The organism is Candidatus Accumulibacter phosphatis, assembly GCF_012939955.1.
Lineage (GTDB): Bacteria > Pseudomonadota > Gammaproteobacteria > Burkholderiales > Rhodocyclaceae > Accumulibacter > Accumulibacter delftensis.
Genome location: NZ_SPMY01000065.1, coordinates 1 through 22288 on the forward strand (window position 1 = coordinate 1; position 22288 = coordinate 22288).

The window sequence follows — 22288 nt, forward strand, 5'->3', positions numbered from 1 at the left end:
GTCCCGGGAGCCGGTTGGGTTGGCGGCTTCTGGGGGTCGCTCTAGCCGCAGCAGGGGTAGCCAGGCGCAGGCGCTGAAGGCAAACGTTGCAGAAGGGAATCGCGCCGAGGCGAGAAGTCGGACGGCAGTCGCGATCCGCGGGTTCCTGATCGCCACAACGTCGACAGCCACATCGCGGGCGTCAGCGGGTCATGATGCCTGACTTGCACGATGTCGTCGTTAAGGAAGGATAAGAAATCCAACGGCACTGACGAGAGTATATGAGCCTTCATCAAGCAGCGCCAATGTCGAATTTGGACCCGGAAGCCTCTGAAAAGTCATCCGAATCTCGCTTTGTTCATGGTAACGCCTTGCATCTCCAAGAGCGGAAGCGCACGGGTGGGCATTGGGCGCGGCGGCGATGGCGGCTTGCCCAGATGGGAATGATCGTTTGCTTGTCGAGCGAACGTCCGCATCGAGCGAACGTCCGCAGAGTGGTCAGGAGCGGTCATCCGATGTTCGCGAGTGCCAATGACCGGATTGGGTCGAATCCGGGCGCAGCGAAAAGATCGAAGCGGCCGTTCGGCGTGATGGTCCGCCGTGCGTGCATTAACGAACCCATAGTGACCGTCGACCTTGTGTAGCGCCACGCTCGGCTCTGCCCGACGAGCGGGCGGATGTCGCATCGCCGTAGCCGGCCGCTTGATGATGGCCAAGCGGCCAATCACCAGGATAAATTCACCGGGCGATCTTGGCTTGTCAGGCGGCGACCGAGGCGCGGCAATCTGCAAGCAGCGATCTCTGGCGCATTCGACACCGCGAGATCAAACCCTCCCTCGCTCTTCCCGACGCTTCCTCGCGAGCGCTTCGGGGAGACTGAACGGACGCCGCCCTCAGGCCGGCGCATACGTGTAGCAGCCCTTCGGACACACCCGGCCGCAGGCGCCGCAGCCGATGCAGTCCATGGCGTTGGCCAGGGCCGTGACCATCATGTTGTCGTCTTCGTTGTCGCCCTCGTCCTCGGTGTCGAGTTCGCGCTCGACGAGGTCGAGGAGCGTGCGCGGACAGACCTTGTAGCAGCGGCCGCAGCCAATGCTTTTGACCTGATCGAGGACGGTGACAAATGGCGGCGTCCATTCGGCGCCGCCACGGGTGCGTCCGGTAATCATGCGGCGGGTCCTTTCTGTTGCGCGGCGGCGAGGCGGGTGCTGGCTTCAGCCCAGGCCTTGCATGCGTCGAAGGTGAATTGCGATAGCGGTGGAAGTTCGCTATGGGCCGCCGGCAGGCGCTCTTCCGCGAGCTCATGCAGGCGCGCCGCCCACTCCGCAGCGATTCGCTGCAGCCGCCTGACTTCCTTTTCGAGGACCACGATGTCGTCGCTGCCCATCTGCCCACCCTCCTCTTACAGGCCGGCAAGGGCCGGGTACTGGCCGATGCGTTCGAGGGCCAGCGCGAGGATCTTGTCGGCTTCATCCTTCATTTTCGACAGACTGGGAAAGCCAAAGCGATGCACGTCGCGCAGCATCCGATCGACGGCGAGCAGCTTGCCGACGCTAATCAGGGCACGGCCAAAGCCCTTGTGCGTGAGGTGCACCAGGGGCACGGCGAGCAGTTTGCATTCCTGCTCGATGAGCACCGCGATGGCGTTGTAGAAGGCTGCCCCGAGCGGAGTGCGACAGAACACGGCAGAGTTCGGCAAAAGCACGCACAAGTGCATCGACAGGCATGCCGCCAGGCCCTAGACTTGGGCAGACATTCAAGCGGAGCGGATGATGAAGCTGATCTCTTTTCTGGGCAGCGTATGGGCAGCGGTCCTCATCGGACTGGCGTCGTTCAGCGCCAATGCCGCCGAAATCGTCATCGGCCAGGTTGCCCCGTTCAGCGGCCCGCTGGCGCCGACCGGGCTGTCGATGCGTGCCGGCGCCCAGTTGTACTTCGACGCGGTGAACGCGAGCGGAGGAATTCACGGCGCCCAGATCCGCCTGATCTCCAAAGACGACGGCTACCAGACCGCGGAGACCATTCGCCTGGCGCGCGCAATGCTGAAGGAAGAGCGGCCAGTGGCGTTCTTCGGTTTCGTCGGTACCGGCAACGTTGAAGCCATTCTCGAAAACGGGGTGCTCGGCGAAGCGGGCATTCCGCTAATCGCCGTACGCACCGGCGCGGCATCGCTGGTTCAGCGCAACGACCCGCTGCTGTTCATGACCCGCGCCACCTATGCCGCAGAAGTGGACAAGATCGTCGGTCAGTACGCCACCACCGGCTACAGCCGCTTCGCCATCCTCTACCAGGACGACGCCTTCGGACGCGACGTGCTGGTCAGCGCCGAGCGGGCAATCAAGGAAGCCGGCGGCTCGCTGGTGGCCACCGGCTCGTACGCGAAAAACACGACCGACGTCGGCGCGGCGGTGAAAACGATTGCCGCCGCCAAACCGCAAGCGGTGATCATGATCGCCAACACCGCGGCCAGTTCCGAGTTCCTGAAACAATCACGCGAATACGGCAACTTCGCGCAGTACGTCGCGCTCTCGGTCACCGACGCCGCACAGGTCGTCAAGCGAATCGGCGCCGACAAGGCCGCCGGACTGGTCCTCACCCAGGTGGTCCCGAATCCGGACAGCCCGACGATTCCCTTGATCAAGGAGGTCCAGAACAACTTCGCGAAGTTCAAACCGCAAGACGTGACCGTCAATCACACCCTCGTCGAAGGCTATCTGGGCGCCAAGGTGCTCGTCGAAGCCCTGCGCCGTGCCGGCCCAAACCCCAGCCGCCAGAAAGTTCGCGAAGCCCTCGAAACCATGAAAAACTATGACGCTGGCGAAGTGTTCATCAGTTTCTCCGCCAACCGCCATACCGGCTCGCGCTACGTCGATATCACCATTCTCAATCAGGCCGGCAAGCTGCTGCACTAAGGCAGGCACGCAAGGATGCGGCGCAGCGACGCAAGGACGCGGCGCCAGACTTCGAGTCGCAACCGCAGGATGCCGCTAATGGTCATGACATGGCGAGACACCCCGAATCATGAAAGCCATGACCGCCCCCCCCTCTTCCCCCCAGCCCTTCTCCCGCAAGGGAGAAGGGAGTTTCGTGAGTCGCATGCGCGACTTTCACATTAAGGCGATTTCTGTCAAAGAACATACCATCCTGCTTGTCTTTTCGCCCGTCTTCTGTGTTGCGACAACAGTTACATAGTTCGACTATGCGCCTGTTGTCGCGCCTTGAAGCCGACCGAAAATCCGGCGCAATCTGCTACGTTCTTTTCCGGCAATCGCCTAACGGAGCGGCTAGCGGAAACTGCTGGCGACGCTCGGCCGCCAGCGCAACTCAGTCGTCGTCGTCGAAGTCGCCGTCGTGGGTGTGACCATGGCTGATTTCTTCGGCAGTGGCCGGGCGAATATTGGTCACCGTACAGGTAAACACCAGCGCCATTCCGGCCAAGGGGTGGTTGCCGTCGAGAACGACCTTGTCGTCGGCCATTTCAGTCACCCGATAGATCAGCACGTCCTCGTCGTCGTCCTCGTCGTCGGCGCCCTCGGGGACTCCTTCAAACTGCATGCCAACCTGCAACTCCTCCGGAAACTGCGCGCGCGGCTCGACCTGAACGAGCGCCGCGTCGTACTCACCGAAGGCCTCGTCCGGCTGCATCTTGACCACCACCGACTCGCCAACCTTCTTGTCCTGCATCGCTTCTTCGATCAGCGGAAAAATGTCGTCGTAGCCCCCGTGCAGGTAGACCAGCGGCTCCTGACCGGCATCGACCAGCTCGCCCTCGAAATCGACGACGCTGTAGTCGAGGGTGACCACGGTATTCTTTGCAACTTGCATGTTCATGAATTGAGTTCCTTCACCACGCGCAACATTTCCAGCGCGTGGCCTTTGGCGGTCACCCCGTAAAGCACGAGACGAAGAACGCCTTGTTTGTCGATGACGAAAGTCGAGCGGACGATACCGTACTTCCTGGCACCATTCACTTCTTTCGCCTGCCAGACACCGTAGCGCTTGCACGCGACCCCTTCGCTATCGGAAAGGAGAGAGACCGAAATTCCGTGTTTGTCTCTGAATTCGGCGTGCCTGATGCAGTCATCACGGCTAATGCCGATGATCGTGCAATCGTGACGCGCGAACTGATCCTCATGATCCGAGAAATCGGTCGCCTGCAAGGTGCAGCACGGCGTGTCATCTCTCGGGTAGAAAAAGAGAATGACATTACTCTTGCCCTGAAACTGGGCAATATCGATAAGCTCCATGTCCGCATCGGGAAGGACGAACATCGGCGCTGCCTGTCCTGCTTTCAGCATGGTGACCCCTCATAGACCCTTGCCGCCCGTATGCGAGCAAACGAGAGACGCTGATTCTAACCAAGCTTCCGGCAACTGGCCACAAGAAAGCAGTGCCCGGATCGCGCTACAATGAACTCTCGACGAAGAGGCTCACTGCCTCCATACCCGCCAGGCACGCCTCAGACATCTTCCCCTATCCAAACGATCCAAACGATCCAAACGATCCAAACGATCCAAGCGATCCAAGCGATCCCAGCGGCGCGCGGAGCTGAAGGATACCCGCCAAGCTCGTGCGCCGCAAACCCGGAGAGCGACACCATGACTTCCTTGCGACCTTTGCTGCACGCCGCCCCCCTGCTGCTCCTGCTCTTCGCCATGCCGGCAACGGCAGCAACGAGTGACGAGGCCATGCTCACCACCATCGAGCTTTCCGCCGAGGCCGCACGACCGGCAGCCAATGATCTGACGCGCGCCTCGGTTTTTGCCGAAGCCAGCGGCGCGACAGCGAGCGAACTGGCCAATCGGGTCAATAGCCAGATCAGCGACGCCCTGAAGACCGCCAAAGCCTACACCCACGTCAACACGCAAAGCGGCGCCACCCACAGCTATCCGATTTATGCCAAAGACAACAAGATCGAAGGCTGGCGGATGCGCTCCGAGCTGACTCTGGAGTCGCGCGACAGCGCTGCCCTGTCCGAGCTTCTCGGCAAACTCCAGACCTCGCTGGGCGTCGCCAACCTGATGCTGCTGCCAAGCCCGGAAGCCAGGGAAGAGGCCGAAAGCAAGGCCATCATCGACGCCATCGCGGCCTTCAAACTGCGCGCCAAAACAGTCGCCGACGCCTTGGGAAGGAGCTACCGGATCAAGCTGCTGTCGATCAACAGCAACGGTCGGCCCGCCGGCCCGCCGATGATGCGCGCGGCCGCCATGGCCGCCGATGCCACAGCGATGCCGATCGAGGCCGGCGAGACGCAGATCCGGGCGACAATTTCAGGCCAGATCGTGCTCACAGAATAATCGGAACGGCGCCGCGACTGCCAGCGCGCAGCGCCCGCCCTTACCGTGCAAGTCGCATACGCGACTCACGAAACTGCCTTCTCCCCCTGCGCGAGAAGGGCCGGGAAAGAGGGGGACGGTCATGACCCTTAGTGCTTGACTGGTTTTCCCGGAACAGCCGTCGCGGCGACGGCAAGCTTGCCAGCCTTCGCGGCAACGGCTGGCGCGGCCCGAGGCCGATCAGGAATCTGCACGAAAACTTCGTCCTGCTTGACCATCCCGAGTTCGAAGCGGGCACGCTCTTCGATCGCGTCGTAACCCTGCTTCAGGTCGTGCGCTTCGGCGTCGAGGCCGGCGTTGCGCATCTCGAGGCTCTGGTTGATTTCCTTCTGTTGCTGCAACTGCCGGCCGACATCCCATACCCGCAGCCACCCCCCCCTTGCCGATCCACAGGGGCGCCTGCAGCAAGGCGATGACGACCACTAACCCAAGAGCAAGCCAACGCACGGTGCGGGACTTCTATGGCGCTGGCAGGTCAGGACAGATTGTAGAAGGCGTCGCGGCCCGGGTAACCCGCCGTGTCGCCAAGATCCTCCTCGATACGCAGCAGCTGGTTGTACTTGGCGATGCGGTCGGAGCGTGACAGCGAACCGGTCTTGATCTGCAGCGCGTTCATGCCGACGGCGATGTCGGCAATGGTGCTGTCCTCGGTCTCGCCCGAACGATGTGAAATGACTGCCGTATAGCCAGCACGCTTGGCCATTTCGATGGCCGCGAAGGTCTCGGAGAGGGTGCCGATCTGATTGATCTTGATCAGGATCGAGTTGCCGATTCCCTGCTTGATGCCTTCCTTGAAAATCCGCGTATTGGTGACGAAGACATCGTCGCCAACGATCTGTACGTTCTTGCCAAGCCGAGCGGTGAGCACTTTCCAGCCGTCCCAGTCGTTTTCGGCCATCCCGTCCTCAATCGAAACGATCGGAAAACGGTCGGCGAGATTGGCCAGATAATCGGTCAGTTCGTGCGCGCTCAACTGCAGGTTCTCGCCCTTGAGGTGATAGCGCCCCTCCCTGTAAAACTCGGACGCCGCGCAATCGAGACCAATCAGGACGTCTGCGCCGGGAGCATAACCGGCATTCTCGATCGCCGTAACAATCAGTTCCAGCGCTTCCGCGTGGCTGCCAAGATTGGGAGCAAAGCCACCTTCGTCGCCGACAGCGGTCGAGAAGCCTTTCTTGTGCAGCAATTTCTTCAAGGCGTGAAAGACCTCGGCACCGCAACGCAGCGCTTCGCGAAACGAAGTCTGGCTGACCGGCAAAATCATGAATTCCTGGAAATCGAGGCTGTTGTTGGCGTGTTCGCCACCATTGATGATATTCATCATCGGCACCGGCATCTGCATCGGCCCGGAACCGCCAAAGTAGCGGTAGAGCGGCAGGCCCGATTCCTCGGCAGCGGCTTTGGCAACAGCCATCGACACCGCGAGCATGGCGTTGGCGCCGAGACGTGCCTTGTTGTCGGTGCCATCGAGATGAATCAGCGTCTGATCGATGAACGCCTGTTCCTGGGCGTCGAGGCCGATGATGGCCTCTGAAATCTCGGTATTCACGTTTTCGACGGCTTGCAAAACGCCTTTACCCAGATAGCGCGCGGCATCGCCGTCACGCAATTCGATGGCTTCACGCGACCCGGTCGAAGCGCCAGAAGGCACCGCTGCCCGGCCCATGACGCCGGATTCGAGAAGGACATCACATTCGACAGTAGGGTTGCCGCGCGAGTCGAGAACCTCGCGGGCGACAACATCAACGACAGAGCTCATGATCTTTCCCTTTTTTGCAAAAATACTAAATTGGTAATCCCTCGACGAGCAGGATGTTCACTTCTGCCACATTCTTGCGTGCGGCGCGTGCGACCTGATACTCGGGAGAATGATAGAACTTCCTGGCCTGTTCGAGCGAATCGAATTCGACGATCAGCAAGCTTTCGGGTTTCGACCAGCGGCCTTCAAGAACCTCGAGACGACCACCGCGAGCGCGATAGCGACCGCCGTACTGTGTTATCGCTGCCTGCCCCAACGGAGAGCTTTCGTAGGCCAACGGATCGGTAACTTTCGCTTCCGCCAGCAGATAGGCTGCCATTAACGCAACTCCTCGAAGCCGGCCGCCTTGACCAAACGGTCGAGCGCCACCAGCGTCGTCAGCAGGCTCTCCATGCGCGCCAGCGGCCAACTGTTCGGCCCGTCGGAGAATGCCTTTTCGGGACAGGGATGCGTTTCCATGAACAGCCCGGCAACCCCCACCGCCACCGCCGCCCGCGCCAGCACCGGAACGAACTCGCGCTGACCACCAGAGACGCTCCCCTGGCCACCCGGCAACTGCACGGAATGGGTGGCATCGAAGACGACCGGGCAAGCGCTCTCGCGCATGATGGCCAGGCTGCGCATATCCGAGACCAGATTGTTGTAGCCGAAGGATGCGCCGCGCTCGCAAACCATGATGGTATCGGCGCCAGGCGCAGCATCGCGGGCCTTGGCGACCACGTTGCGCATGTCGGCTGGCGCGAGAAACTGCCCTTTCTTGATGTTTACCGGCTTGCCGGCGGCGGCGACGGTCTGGATGAAATCGGTCTGCCGGCAAAGGAAAGCGGGCGTCTGCAGCACATCAACCACGCTGGCAACAGCGGCGACGTCTTCCTCTCGATGCACATCGGTGAGCACCGGAACACCAATCTGGCGGCGCACTTCCGAGAGTATCTGCAGACCGGCGTCGACGCCCGGGCCTCGCGCCGTCCGACCCGAGCTGCGGTTGGCCTTGTCGTAGGAGGCCTTGAAAATGTACGGTAAGCCGAGACGCGAACAGATTTCCTTCAGCTGCCCGGCAATATCGATGCACAAGGCCAGCGACTCGGCAGTGCACGGGCCGGCAATCAGAAACAGGGGCTGGTCGACGCCCGCCTCAAAGCCGCAAAGCTTCATGACTTGGCCTGGTAAGCCGCGGCGGCGAGGACGAATGAAGTGAACAAGGCGTGCCCCTTACGCGGCGACGAGGTGAATTCCGGGTGAAACTGGCAGCCGAGGAACCACGGATGGGCGTGCGGGCCAGCGGTCGGCAACTCGACAATTTCACAAAGCTCGGTGATCGGTGCTCGACCCGAGACCACCAGGCCACTCTCTTCCAGCTTGCCGAGCAAGGTGTTGTTGACCTCGTAGCGATGGCGATGGCGTTCAATGATCTCCGCCCGGCCGTAAATCAGACGCGCAAGCGTGCCGTCGCCGAGCTTGCATAGCTGGCCACCAAGACGCATGGTGCCACCCAGGTCGGAATTCTCGTCGCGTTTTTCGAGCCGGCCCGAGGCGTCCTGCCACTCGGTGATCAAAGCCACCACCGGGTACGCAGTATCCTGGTCGAACTCGCTGCTGTGCGCGCCGTTCATGCCGGCGACGTGGCGTGCAAACTCGACGACGGCCAGCTGCATGCCGAGGCAGATGCCGAGAAACGGGATGCCGCCTTCGCGGGCGTGGCGAATGGCAGCAATCTTGCCTTCGGTCCCGCGGCGCCCGAAACCACCAGGAACCAGGATCGCATCCATACCCTGCAAGGCAGCGCAACCCTGACGCTCGATTTCCTCGGAATCGATGTAGCTGATCTTGACCTTGCTGTGCGTGGCGATGCCGGCATGGACCATGGCTTCGGTCAGCGACTTGTAGGATTCGGTGAGGTCGACGTACTTGCCGACGAAAGCGATATTGAGTTCCCGCTGCGGGTGCTCGAGGGCGTGCACAATGGTCTTCCAGACGCTGAGATCGGCCGCTTTGGCGAGAATCCCGAGCTTGTGGCAGACGATCTCGTCGAGCATCTGATCGTGCAGCATCGCCGGAATCTTGTAGATCGAGTCGGCATCTCGCGCCTCGATCACCGCCTCGCGCTGGACGTTGCAGAACAAGGCCATTTTCCGCTTGTCGTCTTCGGGAATCGGCCGATCGGTACGGCACAGCAGGATGTCGGGCTGGATGCCGATTTCGCGCAACTCCTTGACCGAGTGCTGCGTCGGCTTGGTTTTCAGCTCACCCGCCGTCGGAATGTAGGGAACCAGCGTCAGGTGCATGTAGCAGGCGTTGTTGCGCCCTTCCTGCAGACCCATCTGGCGAATCGCTTCGAGGAAAGGCAATGACTCGATGTCACCGACCGTGCCACCGACCTCGATGATCGCCAATTCGGCACCTTCGGCGCCGCGCCGGATGTGGGCCTTGATTTCGTCGGTGATGTGCGGAATCACCTGCACCGTCTTGCCGAGATACTCGCCGCGCCGCTCCTTCTTGATCACCGATTCGTAGATCTGGCCGGTGGTGAAGTTGTTGCGCCGCTCCATGCGCGCATCGGTGAAGCGTTCGTAATGGCCGAGGTCAAGATCGGTTTCGGCACCGTCCTCGGTGACGAAGACCTCGCCGTGCTGGAACGGACTCATCGTTCCCGGATCGACATTGATATAGGGGTCAAGCTTGAGGTTGGTGACCTTGATCCCGCGAGACTCGAGAATCGCTCCCAGGGATGCGGCCGCGATGCCTTTGCCGAGCGACGAAACGACGCCGCCGGTGACGAATACGTATTTGATCATGGAGTGGGCTACAGCGGGAAAGCCAGATTGTAGCGGAAAACACGCCCTCCTCAAACCTCATCGAGGACGGCTGAGAACCGGGCCGAGCATCACTTCGGGCCGTCAAAACGGCCCTCGCCGGCACGCATCAGCGAATAAACTCGCGGCTGACCTCGCGAAAAATTTCAGTCCCGGCCTGCCCCAACCATTCGAAGGCGACCATTTCACGCGACACGATGTCGGCGCCGTGCGCACGCATGCGCGCCAGCGCCAGCGCCTTGTCGGTACTTCGCCGCGACCCGACCGCCTCCTCGACGACGAAGACACGGCGGCCGGCGGCGATCAGATCGAGCACCGTCTGCTGGACGCAGACATGCGCTTCGGTGCCGGCAACGACAAATTGCGCGCGATCGCCACCAACCGCCCGCAAGAGGGCACCCTCGGCGACAGCGGAGAAATGCATCTTCTCGATGCGGCAGGCGTCCGGCAGCAGAGCGCGCAAAGACGGCATGGTCGGTCCCAGGCCTTTCGGATACTGTTCCGTGCAGATCACCGGGACGCCCAGACGCTGCGCCAGTCGAGTCAGCCAGGAACTGGCTTCAAGGACGGCTGCAGCGTCGTGGATTGCCGGGTAAAGGCGCTCCTGCAAATCAACCAGCAGCAAAGTGGAACGTTCGGCATGAATCAACATTTCCCTCTCCAGACGACAGGCGATCAAGCTTTGGACGCCAGGAACTTGCGCGCCCCCCAAGCGACGAGCAGCAACCCCAGTGCGGCACCGCCCAACATCCAGGGCACGAAGGGACCGAAACCGCCAGCGTCCGGATCGTACACAAAGCCCAGCAGGTCAGTACCAGGCTTGAGCTTGCCCTGCGCGGTGTAAACATCGACGACATGCTGCCAGCGTGCAATACTCATTGCTCCCGAGGCGACGCCCGCTGGTCGCGCCAGATCCCGAATCTGCCGCGCTTCGAAGAGCAGCTGCTCGCGGCTCTTGTTCTGCGTGTTGTATCTGGCGAAGACCATATCGACCAGTTCCTCGGGGTGATCGAACGCATACTCCAGGCCCTTGAGGGTTGCCGCGCGAAACGCACGCACCGTCTCCGGATGCGCTCGCAGAAAACTCTCCGAGGTGAACAGCAGCATGCCGTAGAAGTCGATTGCCGCGCTACGCGGCAGGAGCAAAAGGTAATCACCGCCGGCAAGCAACTCCCCTACAGCCGCGTCGCCGATGAAGACACCGACCGCTTCTGCCTGCCCTGCCGAAAGCGCCCGGCGCGCGTCACCGATAGCCGGCAGGTGCTCGAACTTTCCCGACGGCAGCGCGCTCGCCGCGAGAAAAGCCAGGATCTCGTTCTCGGTGGCGCGACTGGTACCGACACGCTTACCAGCAAGATCGCCCGCCGCTGCGATTCCTGCCTGCCGGCTGGCCAGCAGGCCGACCGGTGAATGCTGGAGCAAGGCGGCCACGGCAATTACCGGCTGTCCGTTGACACGTTCGACGAGCAGTGTCGAATCAAGCGTCCCGAAGTCGGCCCGCCCCTCGGCGACCTCCTGGGCCACATCGACGCCAGGCGACCATTCTCTGAGCGAGACATCGAGCCCGGCTTCGTGGTAATAAGCTTTCTCCAGGGCGGCAATAAAGGCCGCGAACTCGAACTGATACTTCCAGCCGAGTTGCACGGAAACTGCTTGCCGCGGCTCGTGCCTGCCAGCCGCCGGCTGCGCCAGCGCTGGCGGCACCCCGGCCAGCAAGACAACGGCAACGGCAACGGCAAACATCAGCCTGGCGGCGACGTGCACCAGGCGGCGCAGCGTGTGATCGGCGCCAGCGAAGAGGCAAGGAAAGGTAGTCATCGCCAGCGATGGTAATATGCGCGACGCTGGGCGCCAAGCACGAAGTCGACATTGCAGACATCCAGGAAGCCGGGCAAGGCCGCAAGCGACGAGCGAGAGCTCGCCGAACGATGAACGATAGGGCCATGCTCTGCCCGCCGCGGCGATCATGGGGTCGACAGACAGGCGTCAAGGCCATCAAACTGGAAGTTGGGAGCAAGTGAAGAACAGCAGTTTCATCCTGGCAGGAGATTTTCGCAGATGAAAATAGCCGCAACTCGCGCCGCGCTGCTGGCCGTTGCCGTCTTGGCGCTCGCCCTGACCGGATGCGGCGAAAAGTCGGCGGACAATGCGCAAGCGGTTACGCCGGAGGTGGTAGAAACGACTCCGGCGGAAACCCCGCCACTGGTCAAGGCGGCCATTGCCGGTAACCTGACGGAAATCAGGGCGCTACTCGACGCCGGTGCAGAAATCGACGCGACTGACGCACTCGGCAGAACACCGCTGCATATGGCCGCCTTCTATGGCCATCCGCGAACAACGGCGCTGCTGATTTCGCGCGGCGCAAACATCGAAGCCAAGGACCGTATCGGCATGACACCCCTGCACGCGGCAGTGATTTCAGGGGGCAGGCGCGAGGTGGAAACGCTGATCGAGCGCAACGCCGACGTGACTGCAAAAACCGACGCCGGACAGACGCCGCTTCACCTCTCGGCAGCAACCGGCCAGCCAAAACTCTCGCAGTACCTGATCGCACAGGGTGCCGATCCGAAGAGCACCGACCGGGACGAGAAAACGCCGCTCTTCTACGCGTCGCGAAACGGCCACCCCATCACCACCGGCGTTCTCAAGAAATACGTCAGCAGTAAAAACTAAGGCGAGCGCAGACGCGCCCCTGCGTCCGGCCCCGGGCAATCAGGTCTTCTTCAACGCCTCATCGCGCAGTTCGCGGCGCAGGATCTTCCCGACATTGGTCTTCGGCAACTCGCTGCGGAACTCGATCTCGCCGGGCACCTTATAGCCTGTCAGATGTTCCCGACAATGGGCGATCAGTAACTCGGGAGTAAGCGCTGGATCCTTCTTGACAACGAAGATCTTGACAGCCTCACCCGACTTCTCATGCGGCACGCCGACTGCCGCCACTTCCAGCACGCCAGGATGGAGAGCAACAACGTCCTCGACCTCGTTGGGGTAAACATTGAATCCCGAGACGAGGATCATGTCCTTCTTGCGGTCGACGATGCGCACGAAACCCTTTTCGTCCATCACCGCAATGTCGCCGGTGAGAAGAAAACCATCGGCCATGATGACCTTGGCGGTTTCCTCGGGGCGATTGTAGTAACCGTTCATCACCTGCGGGCCACGCACGCAAAGCTCGCCGCGCTCGCCGAGCGGGACGTCGGCGCCCGCATCGTTACGAATCACCACTTCGGTGGATGATATGGGCAGACCAATCGAGCCATTGTAGGCGGGGATATCGAGCGGATTGATGGTCGCCGCTGGCGACGTTTCAGTCAGGCCATAAGCCTCGATCAAGGGCTTGCCGGTCACCACTTTCCACTTCTCGGCGACGGCTTTCTGAACCGCCATGCCACCGCCAAGCGTCACCCTGAGCTTGCTGAAATCGAGCGCGCGGAAAGCATCGCTGTTGAGCATCGCATTGAACAAGGTGTTGACGCCGGTGAGCACCGTGAAGGGGTACTTGGCCAGTTCGGCGACAAAGGCCGGAATATCGCGCGGATTGGTGATCAACAGGTTGCTGGCACCAACCTTGAAAAAGGTAAAGCAATTCGCGGTCAAGGCGAAGATGTGGTAGAGCGGCAAGGCCGTCACGACCAGATGCTGCTCCTTGCCAAGTGCCGGCTTTATCCAGGCGTGCGCCTGCGCCAGATTCGCCAGGATGTTGCGATGGGTCAGCATCGCCCCTTTCGAAACGCCGGTCGTGCCACCGGTGTATTGGAGAAAAGCGAGATCACCCTGAGCGACGCTCACCGATTGCAGTTCGGCGGCAGCACCCGCGGCCAGCGCGGCCCGAAAATTGGCCGCCTGCGGCAGATTCCAGGCCGGAACCATTTTCTTGACGTACTTGACGACGAAATTGACGATCGCAGCTTTCGGGAAGCCGAGCATATCGCCAAGCCGAGCCACCACGACATGCTTGACCGGCGTCCGCGCCACCACCTGTTCCAGAGTCACGGCAAAGTTCTCGAGAATGACAATGGCTTCCGCACCCGAATCCTTGAGTTGATGCTCGAGTTCGCGCGGGGTGTACAGCGGGTTCACGTTCACCACCACATAGCCCGCACGCAAGGCCCCGAAAATACAAATGGGATACTGCAGGACATTCGGCATCATCAGCGCCACGCGCGCCCCCAGTGGTAGCTTGAGGACCGATTGCAGATAGGCGGCGAAATCACGCGACAACTTGTCGAGTTCCCCGTACTTGAGCTCGACACCCATGTTGATATAGGCAACCCGATCACGATACTGCGCAACGCTTTTTTTCGAAAAGCTCACCCAGCGACTGAAATTCATTCAGTTCTATTTCGGCCGGCACGCCCTGCTGATAGCTCTTGAGCCAGATCTTTTCCATCTGCTCTCCTCCTCTGTCACGCTGTTGATAGGTGTACCTCTGGCGTCGCCTGGCTCGCCACCTCCCGGCTGCTCACCAGCGCAACCACTAGCGCACATCTGTTGGCTACGGTTTTAATTCTAAGGGATTTTTACAGCCTGATGAACTGCACTGCAAGCGGCACCGGCATCGGAATCTGGAATGTCGAATCGATACAGCCGCCGGACGACAGTCCGCAGCGCAACGCACGCAGGAAGCAGGCAAGATTCCAGCGCACGGGCCACGGGCACCACAGGGTTTGCAACGGCAAGCGTTGCCCAGCTCCGCTTGCGACTCAGCGTTCGAGGAGCTTCAGCTTGTCCGGTTGGTTGTTCCACTCGTCGGCATCGACCGGAGGTTCCTTGCGCTCGGCAATGACCGGCCAGCTCTTGGCCAACTCGGCATTGAGCGCGATGAAGGCGCGCTGCGAGTCGGGCACATCGTCCTCGGCGAAGATGGCCTCCGCCGGACACTCCGGGACGCACAGCGTGCAATCAATGCACTCATCCGGATCAATGACCAGGCAGTTTGGACCTTCATGAAAGCAGTCCACGGGACAGACATCGACACAGTCCGTGAATTTGCACTTGATACAGTTCTCAGTAACGACGTAGGTCATTGTCTCTGATCTGGAAATTGAGATGCGCGCTACTATAGCCCATTTGCCGAGGGCGAGACAGCTTGGCGGCGTCCTTTACTTCCCTTCCCGGGATTTTTTCGCTAGCATGAGCAGGCTAGCTGACCCTCGGCTCGTGGCTTCCGCCAAGCATGCGGCCCGCTTCCGTTACGCACCCCATCCAAGTCAACAGTCCCCTGCAAGAGGCTTCTTAATGAGCGAACACATCCACCATGTTACCGACGCCAGCTTCGGCGCCGATGTCCTTCAGTCAGAGCAGCCGGTTCTGATTGACTACTGGGCCGAGTGGTGCGGTCCCTGCAAGATGATTGCCCCCCTCCTCGACGACGTTGCCCACGATTACGCTGGCCGTCTGAAGGTTGTCAAGTTGAACATCGATGACAACCAGAAGACGCCTGCCAGCTATGGAATTCGCGGCATTCCGACGCTGATGATTTTCAAGAATGGCCAACCGGCAGCTACCAAGGTGGGCGCCCTGTCGAAGCTGCAACTGACCACTTTCATTGACAACAATCTCTGAAGCCGTTACCCTGCGTCCGAAGGTTCGATGGGTGCAAGCTCTGGCCCATAGCAAATCAAGAATCCGCGCTGAGTCAATTCAGCGCTGAACCTTCAGTGGAACCGTCAGCGGATCCTCCAAACGTCCTCTCCTGATCGTCGTAGCCCCCCTCCCGCCTTCGCCGCACTGCGTTCAGTACGCGCTTCATTCGCGACAACGCGTGGCGCTTCTGGTTTTCCCCTTCCCGGTGTCCCCCTTCTTCGTCTCCAGCGCATGCATCTATCCGAACTCAAAGCACTCCACGTCAGCCAGCTACTTGAAATGGCGGTCACCAACAATGTTGAAGGCGCGAACCGCCTGCGCAAGCATGAACTGATCTTCGCCTTGCTCAAGAATCAGGCGCGAAAAGGCGAGACCATCTTCGGTGATGGCACGCTGGAAACGCTCTCCGACGGTTTCGGCTTTCTGCGCTCGCCGGACACGTCATATCTGGCCAGCACCGACGACATCTACGTCAGCCCCAGCCAGATCAGGCGCTTCAACCTGCACACCGGCGACACCATAGAGGGCGAGATTCGCACGCCAAAAGACGGCGAACGCTATTTCGCCCTGGTCAAGGTCGACAAGATCAATGGTGAAGTGCCCGAAGCGTCGAAGAACAAGATCCTCTTCGAGAACCTGACGCCGCTGCACCCGGCCGAGCACCTGAAACTCGAACGTGAAATCCGTGGCGAAGAGAACATTACCAGTCGCATCATCGACATCATCGCGCCCATCGGCAAAGGCCAGCGCGGCCTGCTCGTAGCCAGCCCGAAGAGCGGTAAGACGGTCATGATGCAGCATATCGCACACGCTATTACCACCAACCACCCGGACGTCACGGTCATTGTCCTGCTAATTGACGAACGCCCCGAGGAAGTCACCGAAATGACACGTTCGGTGCGTGGCGAAGTGGTCGCCTCGACTTTCGACGAACCCGCCACACGTCACGTACAGGTTGCCGAGATGGTGATCGAAAAGGCCAAACGCCTGATCGAGCACAAGCGCGACGTGGTCATTCTGCTCGACTCGATCACCCGCCTGGCGCGCGCCTACAACACCGTGCAGCCGGCATCCGGCAAGGTACTGACTGGCGGCGTCGATGCCAACGCCCTGCAAAAGCCGAAACGCTTCTTCGGTGCCGCACGCAATATCGAGGAAGGGGGTTCGCTGACGATCATCGCCACCGCCTTGATCGACACCGGCAGCCGCATGGATGACGTGATCTACGAGGAGTTCAAGGGAACCGGCAACATGGAAATCCACCTCGATCGCCGCATGGCCGAAAAGCGCGTCTATCCGGCAATCAACGTCAACCGCTCGGGCACCCGCCGTGAGGAACTGCTGCTCAAGCCGGATGTACTGCAGAAGATGTGGGTCCTGCGCAAGTTGCTCTACAACATGGACGATCTCGACGCGATGGAGTTTCTGCTCGACAAGATCAAGGCGACCAAGAACAACGCCGAGTTCTTCGACTCGATGCGCCGCTGATCGACACTGCGATCATCAGCCGATTGCAGATGATCAAGAAATCACCGATAATCGCGTTCTTTCAAAAAAAATGCTCTCGTGCCGATCGCCTCTTCCGGCGATGGCCAGACCGCACGAACACACAGGAGAAGCACCCGATGAAAGCTAACATTCATCCAGCATACAACGAACTCGCGGTGGCCTGCTCCTGCGGCAACACCTTCGCCACCAAGTCGACAATGAAGAAAGACTTGCACGTCGAGGTCTGCGCGGCCTGTCATCCTTTCTACACCGGCAAACAGAAGATCATCGACACCGCTGGTCGGGTCGAGAAATTCAACCAGAAGTACGGTGCGATGCGCAAGTCGGCTTAAGCCACGCCAAAGGGTCGACTGGAGTCGGCAGAAAAGGCAGCCGCAAGGCTGCCTTTTTCATGTGGGTTAATGTGAAAGTCGCGCAAGCGACTCACGAAACTCCCTTCTCCCTTGCGGGAGAAGGGGCAGGGGAAGGAGGGAAACGGTCATGACTTTCATGCGCTGGAGTGTCTCGGCATGTCATGACCGTTAGCAGAAGACGAGGATGAGCACCAGTTCAGCGATGTCAGCTCGGCCGGAGCAGAAACGATTCAAGGGGATCACGCTACCGCCGAGTGGCTGGACTCTGGCGATCCTGCTCGTCCTGTACATTTTTACCGGGCTGATCGGCCACGACCCGTGGAAAAACGACGATGCGGTGACCATCGGCGTGGTCCACGATCTGGTCCGCAACGGCCACTGGCTGAGCCTGAGCCTGGCGGGTGCTCCCTACCCCGACGCGCCCCTGCACTATTGGGTGGCGGGAGCAACCAGCTACCTGTTTGCCTGGCTTTTGCCGCTACATGAAGCGGCGCGACTGGCCAGCGGCGTGTTTACGCTCCTCGCCCTGACCTTCATCTATCTCGCGGCACGTGAACTGCACGGCCGCGAGCAAGCCCCGGCAGCGCCGCTGCTGCTGGCGGGCAGTATCGGCTTCCTGTTCCACGCCCACGAAGCGCAACCGATGCTGGCAACACTGACCGCGCACACCGCCGCCTACTGGGGTCTTGCCCAGATCAACGGCCGGGCGCTGCGTGGCGCGTGTTGCTTCGGCGCCGCTCTCGGCCTCGGTTTCCTCGCCAACGGGTTGGCAGCAATGCTGCCGCTGTTACCCGTGGCCGCCTTTGCCGCCTGGCGCGCCGAAAACCGCCGGCGTGCTATCGTGATGCTGCTTGGCGCGCTGCTCATGGCGGCTCTGCTTGCTGGCGCCTGGCTAGGTGCCTTGCAACGTGATGCACCCGATTTCCTGGCCGCTTTCTGGCAGGACGAGCTGGCCGTGTTCGCTGGCGGCAATCAGCCACTGCTCAATCTGACGCGCCTTTCCGGTTTGCTCCCCTGGTACGCCTGGCCGGCGCTGCCGCTCGCCGGCTGGACCCTGTGGGCAAAGCGCCGGCAATTGCGCACGCTTCCTTTGGCCTTGCCGATTTTCGCTTTCCTGGTGACCCTGCTGGCCATCATTACCTACCTTGGCGCACGTAGCACGACGGCCTTGCTGCTGCTGCCGCCGCTGGTTCTGCTCGCCGTCCCGGGCGTTTCATCGCTGCGCCGAGGTGCGGCGAACGCCTTCGACTGGTTCAACATGATCACCTTCAGCTTCTTTGCCATTCTGGCCTGGATTGGCTGGTCGGCACTGGTGTTCGGCTGGCCGGAGAGGCTGGGACAGCAGGCCCTTCGGCTCGAACCGGGCTTCGTCGGTCAGTTCAACTTGCTGGGCGTCAGCTTCGCTGTGCTCGGGACACTGATCTGGTGCTGGCTGATCGTCACCAGTCCACGCTCGCCGATGCGCGGCATCATGCACTGGATGGCCGGCCTGACCCTGTTCTGGCTGCTGATTGCGACCCTCTGGATGCCCTGGATCGATTACGGAAAAACCTACCGTCCGGTGTCGGCGGCGCTGGCCAAAGCACTACCCGAGAAGCACGGGTGCATCGCCGGACTGAACCTCGCCGACTCCCTGCTCGCCTCGCTCGACTATTTTGACGGCATACGCACGCTGGCGTTGACCAGCCCCGCCGGAAAGAAATGTGATCTGTTGCTGACCACGCATGGTGCGCCAGGCGCTGGCAGCTGGCAGAAAGTGTGGGAGGGTGGACGACCCGGTGACCGTCGCGATAACGAAAAGCTGCAGCTCTACCGACGCCAAGCGAAGACGACCGCCAACCGCCAAGCAGGCGGCGATCAGCAGTGAACTGTCGGCAGCGGTGTTCTCACAGCCTGATGAAGTGCTCGCGGTAGAATTTCAGCTCTTCGACAGACTCGCGGATATCGGCCAGCGCGGTATGATCGGCCTTCTTGACAAAGCCTTTCGCCAGCTCGGGTTTCCAGCGCCGACACAGTTCCTTGAGGGTACTGACGTCGAGATTCCGGTAGTGGAACCAGGCCTCGAGCTGCGGCATGTACCTGACCATGAAGCGCCGGTCCTGACCGACGGAATTGCCACACATCGGGCTGACCGACTGGCCAACGTACTCCTGCATGAAGGCCAGCGCGGCCGCTGCAACGGCCCCCTCGTCGAGAGTAGACGCCTTGACGCGAGCGATGAGGCCCGAGCGCGCGTGCGTTTTCTGGTTCCACTCGTCCATGGCTTCCAGGCAGGCGTCGTCCTGATGCACGACCCACACCGGTGATTCGGCGATCGTCGTCAGCTGACTGTCGGTGACGATCATCGCCAGCTCGATGATGCGATCGCGCTCAGGTTCCAGGCCGCTCATTTCCATGTCCAGCCAAACGAGGTGATTTGCATCCTGTGCCATATAATCCGCCTGAACCGATAAAACGACTATTGTGTCACACTCGTATGCTCAATCCTCTCTCTCTCGCCTTCCTTGCCGCCCTGTTGGCGACGTTCATCCTGCGCCTCTGGCTGGCTCAACGCCAGATCTCGCATGTCATGGCGCACCGCGCAGCAGTTCCCGCGAGCTTCGCCGACCGCATCGAACTCGCCGCACACCAGAAAGCCGCTGACTACACGGTAAGGCGGGCCCGCTTCGGCAGAGTTGACCTGGTCGTCGAAGTCGCGCTGCTGCTCGCCTTGACGCTGGGAGGCGGCCTGCAGGCCCTGCACGACTTCTGGTCGCCACGACTCGACGGCCTGCCCTACGGCGTCGCCCTGATCTTCAGTGTGCTGGCGATCTCGGCCATCATCGATCTGCCACTGGCGCTTTATCGACAGTTCGTCATCGAAGAAGAATTCGCCTTCAACCGCATGACGCCAGGGCTGTTTCTCGCCGACCTCCTGAAACAGGCGGCCCTTGGCGTCGCCATCGGCACGCCGGTGCTGCTCGCCGTGCTCTGGCTGATGGATAGAATGGGTAGCCTGTGGTGGCTCTACGTGTGGCTCTTCTGGTGCGTCTTCAACCTGCTGATCCTGTTCCTTTACCCGACCTGGATCGCGCCCCTCTTCAACAAGTTCGTCGCCCTCGACGACGCGCCTCTGAAAGCGCGTGTCGAAGCCTTGCTGAGCCGCTGCGGCTTCAGCAGTTCGGGCCTTTTCGTGATGGACGGTTCAAAGCGCTCCAGCCACGGCAACGCCTATTTCACCGGTTTCGGCAAAAGCAAACGCATCGTCTTTTTCGACACCCTCCTCGGCCGCCTGCAACCTCTCGAGGTGGAGGCCGTGCTGGCGCACGAACTCGGTCACTTCAAGCACCGCCACGTGCTCAAGCGCATCGCCATGCTCTTCGCGCTGTCGCTCGGCTTTCTCGCCATCCTCGGGCAGCTGATTGACGCCAGCTGGTTCTTCAACGGCCTCGGTGTCGAAACGCAGAATACGGCCCTGGGGCTGCTGCTGTTCTTCCTCGCCGCGCCGGTGTTCACCTTTCTGCTCACCCCGCTGCTGAGCCTGCTCTCACGCCGCGACGAGTTCGAGGCCGACCGCTACGCAGCCGACAAGGCTTCCGCCAGCGATCTCGTTGCCGCGCTGGTGAAGCTGTACGAAGACAACGCAGCCACCTTGACCCCCGACCCCGCTGCACTCGCTGTTCTACGATTCTCACCCACCCGCTGCGCTGCGTATTGCACGCCTGCAGCAGGTGTGAACCCAGCCCACCCGAGGATCTCGCCGCCATGACTACCGCACACGAACTTGCCCGCGAACATTGCCGCCCCCCTGCGCGGCAGTGAACACCTGCTCGAGCCGGCGCAGGCAGACAGTCTGCTCACCTGCCTGCGGGATTGGCAGATTTCTGGCGGTGGCCTGCTGCAGAAGGAATTTACCTTTGCCAGCTACGCCGCGACGCTGCTCTTCGTCAATACCGTCGCTGCCCTCGCGGAACGCGAAAACCACCACCCCGACCTGGAAGTCGGCTACGGCCGTGTCAAGGTCAGCTACAGCACGCACGATGTCGGTGGCCTGTCGCGCAACGATTTCACCTGCGCTGCCAAAATTGAGGCCCTGACGGGGTTTTGAAGCTGACCGGCACCGTCGTCGCAGCTTATGGCCGGCAATACCGGGTCGAGTTGGCCGATACCACGACCCTGCTCTGCTTCCCGCGCGGCAAGAAGAGCGCCATCGCCTGCGGCGACCGGGTCATCGTCGAACAAAGCAGCGCCAACCAGGGCGTGATCAGCTCGATCGAAGCGCGCCGAACCCTGCTCTATCGCTCGGACCACTTCAAGCAGAAACTGATTGCCGCCAACGTCACGCAAGTGATTGTTGTGGTCGCCACCGAACCCGCTTTTTCGGACGAGTTGATCACGCGCTGCATCGTTGCTGCGGAGAGCCAGGATATCAAGGTGTTGATCGTTCTCAACAAGTGCGACCTGAGCGAGCGGGTGGCAGCAGCCCGGGCGCCGCTGGCGCAGTATGAAAAGCTCGGCTACCCGGTAATGATGCTCTCCGCGACACAGGACAGCGCCCTCCTCCTGCCCCATCTTGCCGGGCATCTCAGCCTGCTGATCGGCCAATCCGGGATGGGCAAATCAACCCTGATCAATTCCCTGATCCCCGACGCCCGAGCAGCCACGCGCGAGATCTCGGAAGCGCTCAACACCGGCAAGCACACCACCACGCATTCCCGGCTCTACCGTCTCGGCACGGCCGCGGCGCTGATCGACTCGCCGGGGCTGACCGAGTTCGGCCTGCAGCACCTGTCGTCGGAGGACATCGCACTGGCGTTTCTCGAACTTCGCCCGCTGCTCGGCAAGTGCCGCTTTCGTAACTGCCGGCACGACCGTGAACCCCACTGCAGCGTGCATACTGCGCTCGGGCACGGCGACATCGACCCACGCCGCTACGCGGTATTCCGCTCACTCTGCGCCGAAATCGGCTAACCC

General features: G+C 61.2%; 22 protein-coding genes and 3 pseudogenes. 10 read left to right on the forward strand and 15 right to left on the reverse strand.

Annotated elements, in window-relative coordinates; translation table 11 throughout:
* Nucleotides 1-872 precede the first annotated feature (872 nt).
* From fdxB to E4Q23_RS19220, 3 genes and pseudogenes are all read right to left on the reverse strand, one after another.
* The gene (fdxB, locus tag E4Q23_RS19210; RefSeq protein WP_169068139.1) at nt 873-1148 is read right to left on the reverse strand and encodes a ferredoxin III, nif-specific; all 276 of its coding nucleotides are present in this window, start codon (nt 1146-1148) and stop codon (nt 873-875) included.
* Nucleotides 1145-1366, reverse strand: coding sequence for a CCE_0567 family metalloprotein (locus E4Q23_RS19215; protein ID WP_169068140.1), 222 nt, complete (start codon nt 1364-1366; stop codon nt 1145-1147). Before E4Q23_RS19215 ends, fdxB begins: the two co-directional genes overlap by 4 nt.
* A gap of 15 nt (nt 1367-1381) precedes the next feature.
* Nucleotides 1382-1636, reverse strand: a pseudogene (locus E4Q23_RS19220) (DUF269 domain-containing protein); the annotation flags it as partial.
* A 115-nt stretch (nt 1637-1751) separates the two neighbouring features.
* Here E4Q23_RS19220 and E4Q23_RS19225 point away from each other — a divergent pair.
* Entirely contained in the window at nt 1752-2891 is a 1140-nt protein-coding gene (locus E4Q23_RS19225) for an ABC transporter substrate-binding protein (RefSeq protein WP_169068141.1), read from the forward strand.
* 412 nt (nt 2892-3303) lie between these two features.
* Here the strand turns inward: E4Q23_RS19225 and E4Q23_RS19230 are convergent, their stop codons facing one another.
* Together E4Q23_RS19230 and E4Q23_RS19235 are read right to left on the reverse strand one after the other, a co-directional pair.
* A complete protein-coding gene (locus tag E4Q23_RS19230) occupies nt 3304-3804 on the reverse strand; it encodes an FKBP-type peptidyl-prolyl cis-trans isomerase (RefSeq protein ID WP_169068169.1) in 501 nt (166 codons plus the stop codon).
* A gap of 2 nt (nt 3805-3806) precedes the next feature.
* Nucleotides 3807-4277: a peroxiredoxin gene (locus E4Q23_RS19235; RefSeq protein WP_169068142.1), complete on the reverse strand. Its 471-nt coding sequence runs from the start codon at nt 4275-4277 to the stop codon at nt 3807-3809.
* A 300-nt stretch (nt 4278-4577) separates the two neighbouring features.
* Between E4Q23_RS19235 and E4Q23_RS19240 the strand changes: the two genes are divergently transcribed.
* Nucleotides 4578-5276 carry an SIMPL domain-containing protein gene (locus E4Q23_RS19240; protein ID WP_248595592.1) on the forward strand — a complete coding sequence of 233 codons (699 nt, stop codon included), beginning with the start codon at nt 4578-4580 and terminating at the stop codon, nt 5274-5276.
* A 128-nt stretch (nt 5277-5404) separates the two neighbouring features.
* On the opposite strand, the gene E4Q23_RS19245 is transcribed toward E4Q23_RS19240, so the two are convergent.
* The 7 genes from E4Q23_RS19245 to E4Q23_RS19275 all read right to left on the reverse strand — a co-directional run bounded on the left by E4Q23_RS19245 (nt 5405) and on the right by E4Q23_RS19275 (nt 11705).
* Entirely contained in the window at nt 5405-5656 is a 252-nt protein-coding gene (locus E4Q23_RS19245; protein WP_336511740.1) for a septum formation initiator family protein, read from the reverse strand.
* A 134-nt stretch (nt 5657-5790) separates the two neighbouring features.
* A complete protein-coding gene (gene eno / locus E4Q23_RS19250) occupies nt 5791-7074 on the reverse strand; it encodes a phosphopyruvate hydratase (protein WP_169068143.1) in 1284 nt (427 codons plus the stop codon).
* A 25-nt stretch (nt 7075-7099) separates the two neighbouring features.
* Complete coding sequence (locus E4Q23_RS19255; RefSeq protein WP_169068144.1) at nt 7100-7393, reverse strand: DUF1330 domain-containing protein; 294 nt, start codon at nt 7391-7393, stop codon at nt 7100-7102.
* A complete protein-coding gene (gene kdsA / locus E4Q23_RS19260) occupies nt 7393-8229 on the reverse strand; it encodes a 3-deoxy-8-phosphooctulonate synthase (RefSeq protein WP_169068145.1) in 837 nt (278 codons plus the stop codon). Before kdsA ends, E4Q23_RS19255 begins: the two co-directional genes overlap by 1 nt.
* Nucleotides 8226-9869 carry a CTP synthase gene (locus E4Q23_RS19265; RefSeq protein ID WP_169068146.1) on the reverse strand — a complete coding sequence of 548 codons (1644 nt, stop codon included), beginning with the start codon at nt 9867-9869 and terminating at the stop codon, nt 8226-8228. The genes kdsA and E4Q23_RS19265 overlap by 4 nt, the downstream gene beginning before the upstream one ends.
* Before the next feature lie 127 nt (nt 9870-9996).
* Nucleotides 9997-10539 carry a hydrolase gene (locus E4Q23_RS19270; protein WP_169068147.1) on the reverse strand — a complete coding sequence of 181 codons (543 nt, stop codon included), beginning with the start codon at nt 10537-10539 and terminating at the stop codon, nt 9997-9999.
* 23 nt (nt 10540-10562) lie between these two features.
* Nucleotides 10563-11705 carry an ABC transporter substrate-binding protein gene (locus tag E4Q23_RS19275; RefSeq protein ID WP_169068148.1) on the reverse strand — a complete coding sequence of 381 codons (1143 nt, stop codon included), beginning with the start codon at nt 11703-11705 and terminating at the stop codon, nt 10563-10565.
* A gap of 240 nt (nt 11706-11945) precedes the next feature.
* Between E4Q23_RS19275 and E4Q23_RS19280 the strand changes: the two genes are divergently transcribed.
* Nucleotides 11946-12560 carry an ankyrin repeat domain-containing protein gene (locus E4Q23_RS19280; protein ID WP_169068149.1) on the forward strand — a complete coding sequence of 205 codons (615 nt, stop codon included), beginning with the start codon at nt 11946-11948 and terminating at the stop codon, nt 12558-12560.
* Nucleotides 12561-12599: 39 nt separating this feature from the next.
* Here E4Q23_RS19280 and fadD read toward each other — a convergent pair.
* Together fadD and fdxA are read right to left on the reverse strand one after the other, a co-directional pair.
* Nucleotides 12600-14277 (reverse strand): annotated as a pseudogene (gene fadD / locus E4Q23_RS19285) (long-chain-fatty-acid--CoA ligase FadD).
* Between the two features lie 313 nt (nt 14278-14590).
* Nucleotides 14591-14914, reverse strand: coding sequence for a ferredoxin FdxA (gene fdxA / locus E4Q23_RS19290; protein WP_169068150.1), 324 nt, complete (start codon nt 14912-14914; stop codon nt 14591-14593).
* 211 nt (nt 14915-15125) lie between these two features.
* Here fdxA and trxA point away from each other — a divergent pair, with 211 nt between their 5' ends.
* From trxA to E4Q23_RS19310, 4 genes are all read left to right on the forward strand, one after another.
* Nucleotides 15126-15452 (forward strand): thioredoxin TrxA, encoded by a 327-nt coding sequence (trxA, locus tag E4Q23_RS19295; RefSeq protein WP_169068151.1) that lies wholly within the window; start codon nt 15126-15128, stop codon nt 15450-15452.
* A gap of 252 nt (nt 15453-15704) precedes the next feature.
* A complete protein-coding gene (rho, locus tag E4Q23_RS19300) occupies nt 15705-16961 on the forward strand; it encodes a transcription termination factor Rho (RefSeq protein ID WP_169068152.1) in 1257 nt (418 codons plus the stop codon).
* 137 nt (nt 16962-17098) lie between these two features.
* On the forward strand, nt 17099-17314 hold the full coding sequence (gene rpmE, locus E4Q23_RS19305) for a 50S ribosomal protein L31 (RefSeq protein WP_169068153.1): 216 nt from the start codon (nt 17099-17101) through the stop codon (nt 17312-17314).
* 205 nt (nt 17315-17519) lie between these two features.
* Nucleotides 17520-19202 (forward strand): ArnT family glycosyltransferase, encoded by a 1683-nt coding sequence (locus tag E4Q23_RS19310; RefSeq protein WP_169068154.1) that lies wholly within the window; start codon nt 17520-17522, stop codon nt 19200-19202.
* Nucleotides 19203-19221: 19 nt separating this feature from the next.
* Here the strand turns inward: E4Q23_RS19310 and orn are convergent, their stop codons facing one another.
* Entirely contained in the window at nt 19222-19767 is a 546-nt protein-coding gene (orn, locus tag E4Q23_RS19315) for an oligoribonuclease (protein WP_169068155.1), read from the reverse strand.
* Nucleotides 19768-19811: 44 nt separating this feature from the next.
* Between orn and E4Q23_RS19320 the strand changes: the two are divergent.
* The 3 genes and pseudogenes from E4Q23_RS19320 to rsgA all read left to right on the forward strand — a co-directional run bounded on the left by E4Q23_RS19320 (nt 19812) and on the right by rsgA (nt 22285).
* Nucleotides 19812-21051 (forward strand): annotated as a pseudogene (locus tag E4Q23_RS19320) (M48 family metallopeptidase).
* Nucleotides 21052-21098: 47 nt separating this feature from the next.
* The gene (locus E4Q23_RS19325; protein WP_169068156.1) at nt 21099-21422 is read left to right on the forward strand and encodes a 4a-hydroxytetrahydrobiopterin dehydratase; all 324 of its coding nucleotides are present in this window, start codon (nt 21099-21101) and stop codon (nt 21420-21422) included.
* Entirely contained in the window at nt 21419-22285 is an 867-nt protein-coding gene (gene rsgA / locus E4Q23_RS19330; protein WP_169068157.1) for a ribosome small subunit-dependent GTPase A, read from the forward strand. Before E4Q23_RS19325 ends, rsgA begins: the two co-directional genes overlap by 4 nt.
* Nucleotides 22286-22288: the final 3 nt, after the last annotated feature.

What these genes read in the sequence shown, in the direction of transcription:
- fdxB (WP_169068139.1), bottom strand. Translation starts at nt 1,148, where the DNA reads ATGATTACCGGACGCACCCGTGGCGGCGCCGAATGGACGCCGCCATTT.
- E4Q23_RS19215 (WP_169068140.1), bottom strand. Translation starts at nt 1,366, where the DNA reads ATGGGCAGCGACGACATCGTGGTCCTCGAAAAGGAAGTCAGGCGGCTG.
- E4Q23_RS19225 (WP_169068141.1), top strand. Translation starts at nt 1,752, where the DNA reads ATGAAGCTGATCTCTTTTCTGGGCAGCGTATGGGCAGCGGTCCTCATC.
- E4Q23_RS19230 (WP_169068169.1), bottom strand. Translation starts at nt 3,804, where the DNA reads ATGCAAGTTGCAAAGAATACCGTGGTCACCCTCGACTACAGCGTCGTC.
- E4Q23_RS19235 (WP_169068142.1), bottom strand. Translation starts at nt 4,277, where the DNA reads ATGCTGAAAGCAGGACAGGCAGCGCCGATGTTCGTCCTTCCCGATGCG.
- E4Q23_RS19240 (WP_248595592.1), top strand. Translation starts at nt 4,578, where the DNA reads ATGACTTCCTTGCGACCTTTGCTGCACGCCGCCCCCCTGCTGCTCCTG.
- eno (WP_169068143.1), bottom strand. Translation starts at nt 7,074, where the DNA reads ATGAGCTCTGTCGTTGATGTTGTCGCCCGCGAGGTTCTCGACTCGCGC.
- E4Q23_RS19255 (WP_169068144.1), bottom strand. Translation starts at nt 7,393, where the DNA reads ATGGCAGCCTATCTGCTGGCGGAAGCGAAAGTTACCGATCCGTTGGCC.
- kdsA (WP_169068145.1), bottom strand. Translation starts at nt 8,229, where the DNA reads ATGAAGCTTTGCGGCTTTGAGGCGGGCGTCGACCAGCCCCTGTTTCTG.
- E4Q23_RS19265 (WP_169068146.1), bottom strand. Translation starts at nt 9,869, where the DNA reads ATGATCAAATACGTATTCGTCACCGGCGGCGTCGTTTCGTCGCTCGGC.
- E4Q23_RS19270 (WP_169068147.1), bottom strand. Translation starts at nt 10,539, where the DNA reads ATGTTGATTCATGCCGAACGTTCCACTTTGCTGCTGGTTGATTTGCAG.
- E4Q23_RS19275 (WP_169068148.1), bottom strand. Translation starts at nt 11,705, where the DNA reads ATGACTACCTTTCCTTGCCTCTTCGCTGGCGCCGATCACACGCTGCGC.
- E4Q23_RS19280 (WP_169068149.1), top strand. Translation starts at nt 11,946, where the DNA reads ATGAAAATAGCCGCAACTCGCGCCGCGCTGCTGGCCGTTGCCGTCTTG.
- fdxA (WP_169068150.1), bottom strand. Translation starts at nt 14,914, where the DNA reads ATGACCTACGTCGTTACTGAGAACTGTATCAAGTGCAAATTCACGGAC.
- trxA (WP_169068151.1), top strand. Translation starts at nt 15,126, where the DNA reads ATGAGCGAACACATCCACCATGTTACCGACGCCAGCTTCGGCGCCGAT.
- rho (WP_169068152.1), top strand. Translation starts at nt 15,705, where the DNA reads ATGCATCTATCCGAACTCAAAGCACTCCACGTCAGCCAGCTACTTGAA.
- rpmE (WP_169068153.1), top strand. Translation starts at nt 17,099, where the DNA reads ATGAAAGCTAACATTCATCCAGCATACAACGAACTCGCGGTGGCCTGC.
- E4Q23_RS19310 (WP_169068154.1), top strand. Translation starts at nt 17,520, where the DNA reads ATGAGCACCAGTTCAGCGATGTCAGCTCGGCCGGAGCAGAAACGATTC.
- orn (WP_169068155.1), bottom strand. Translation starts at nt 19,767, where the DNA reads ATGGCACAGGATGCAAATCACCTCGTTTGGCTGGACATGGAAATGAGC.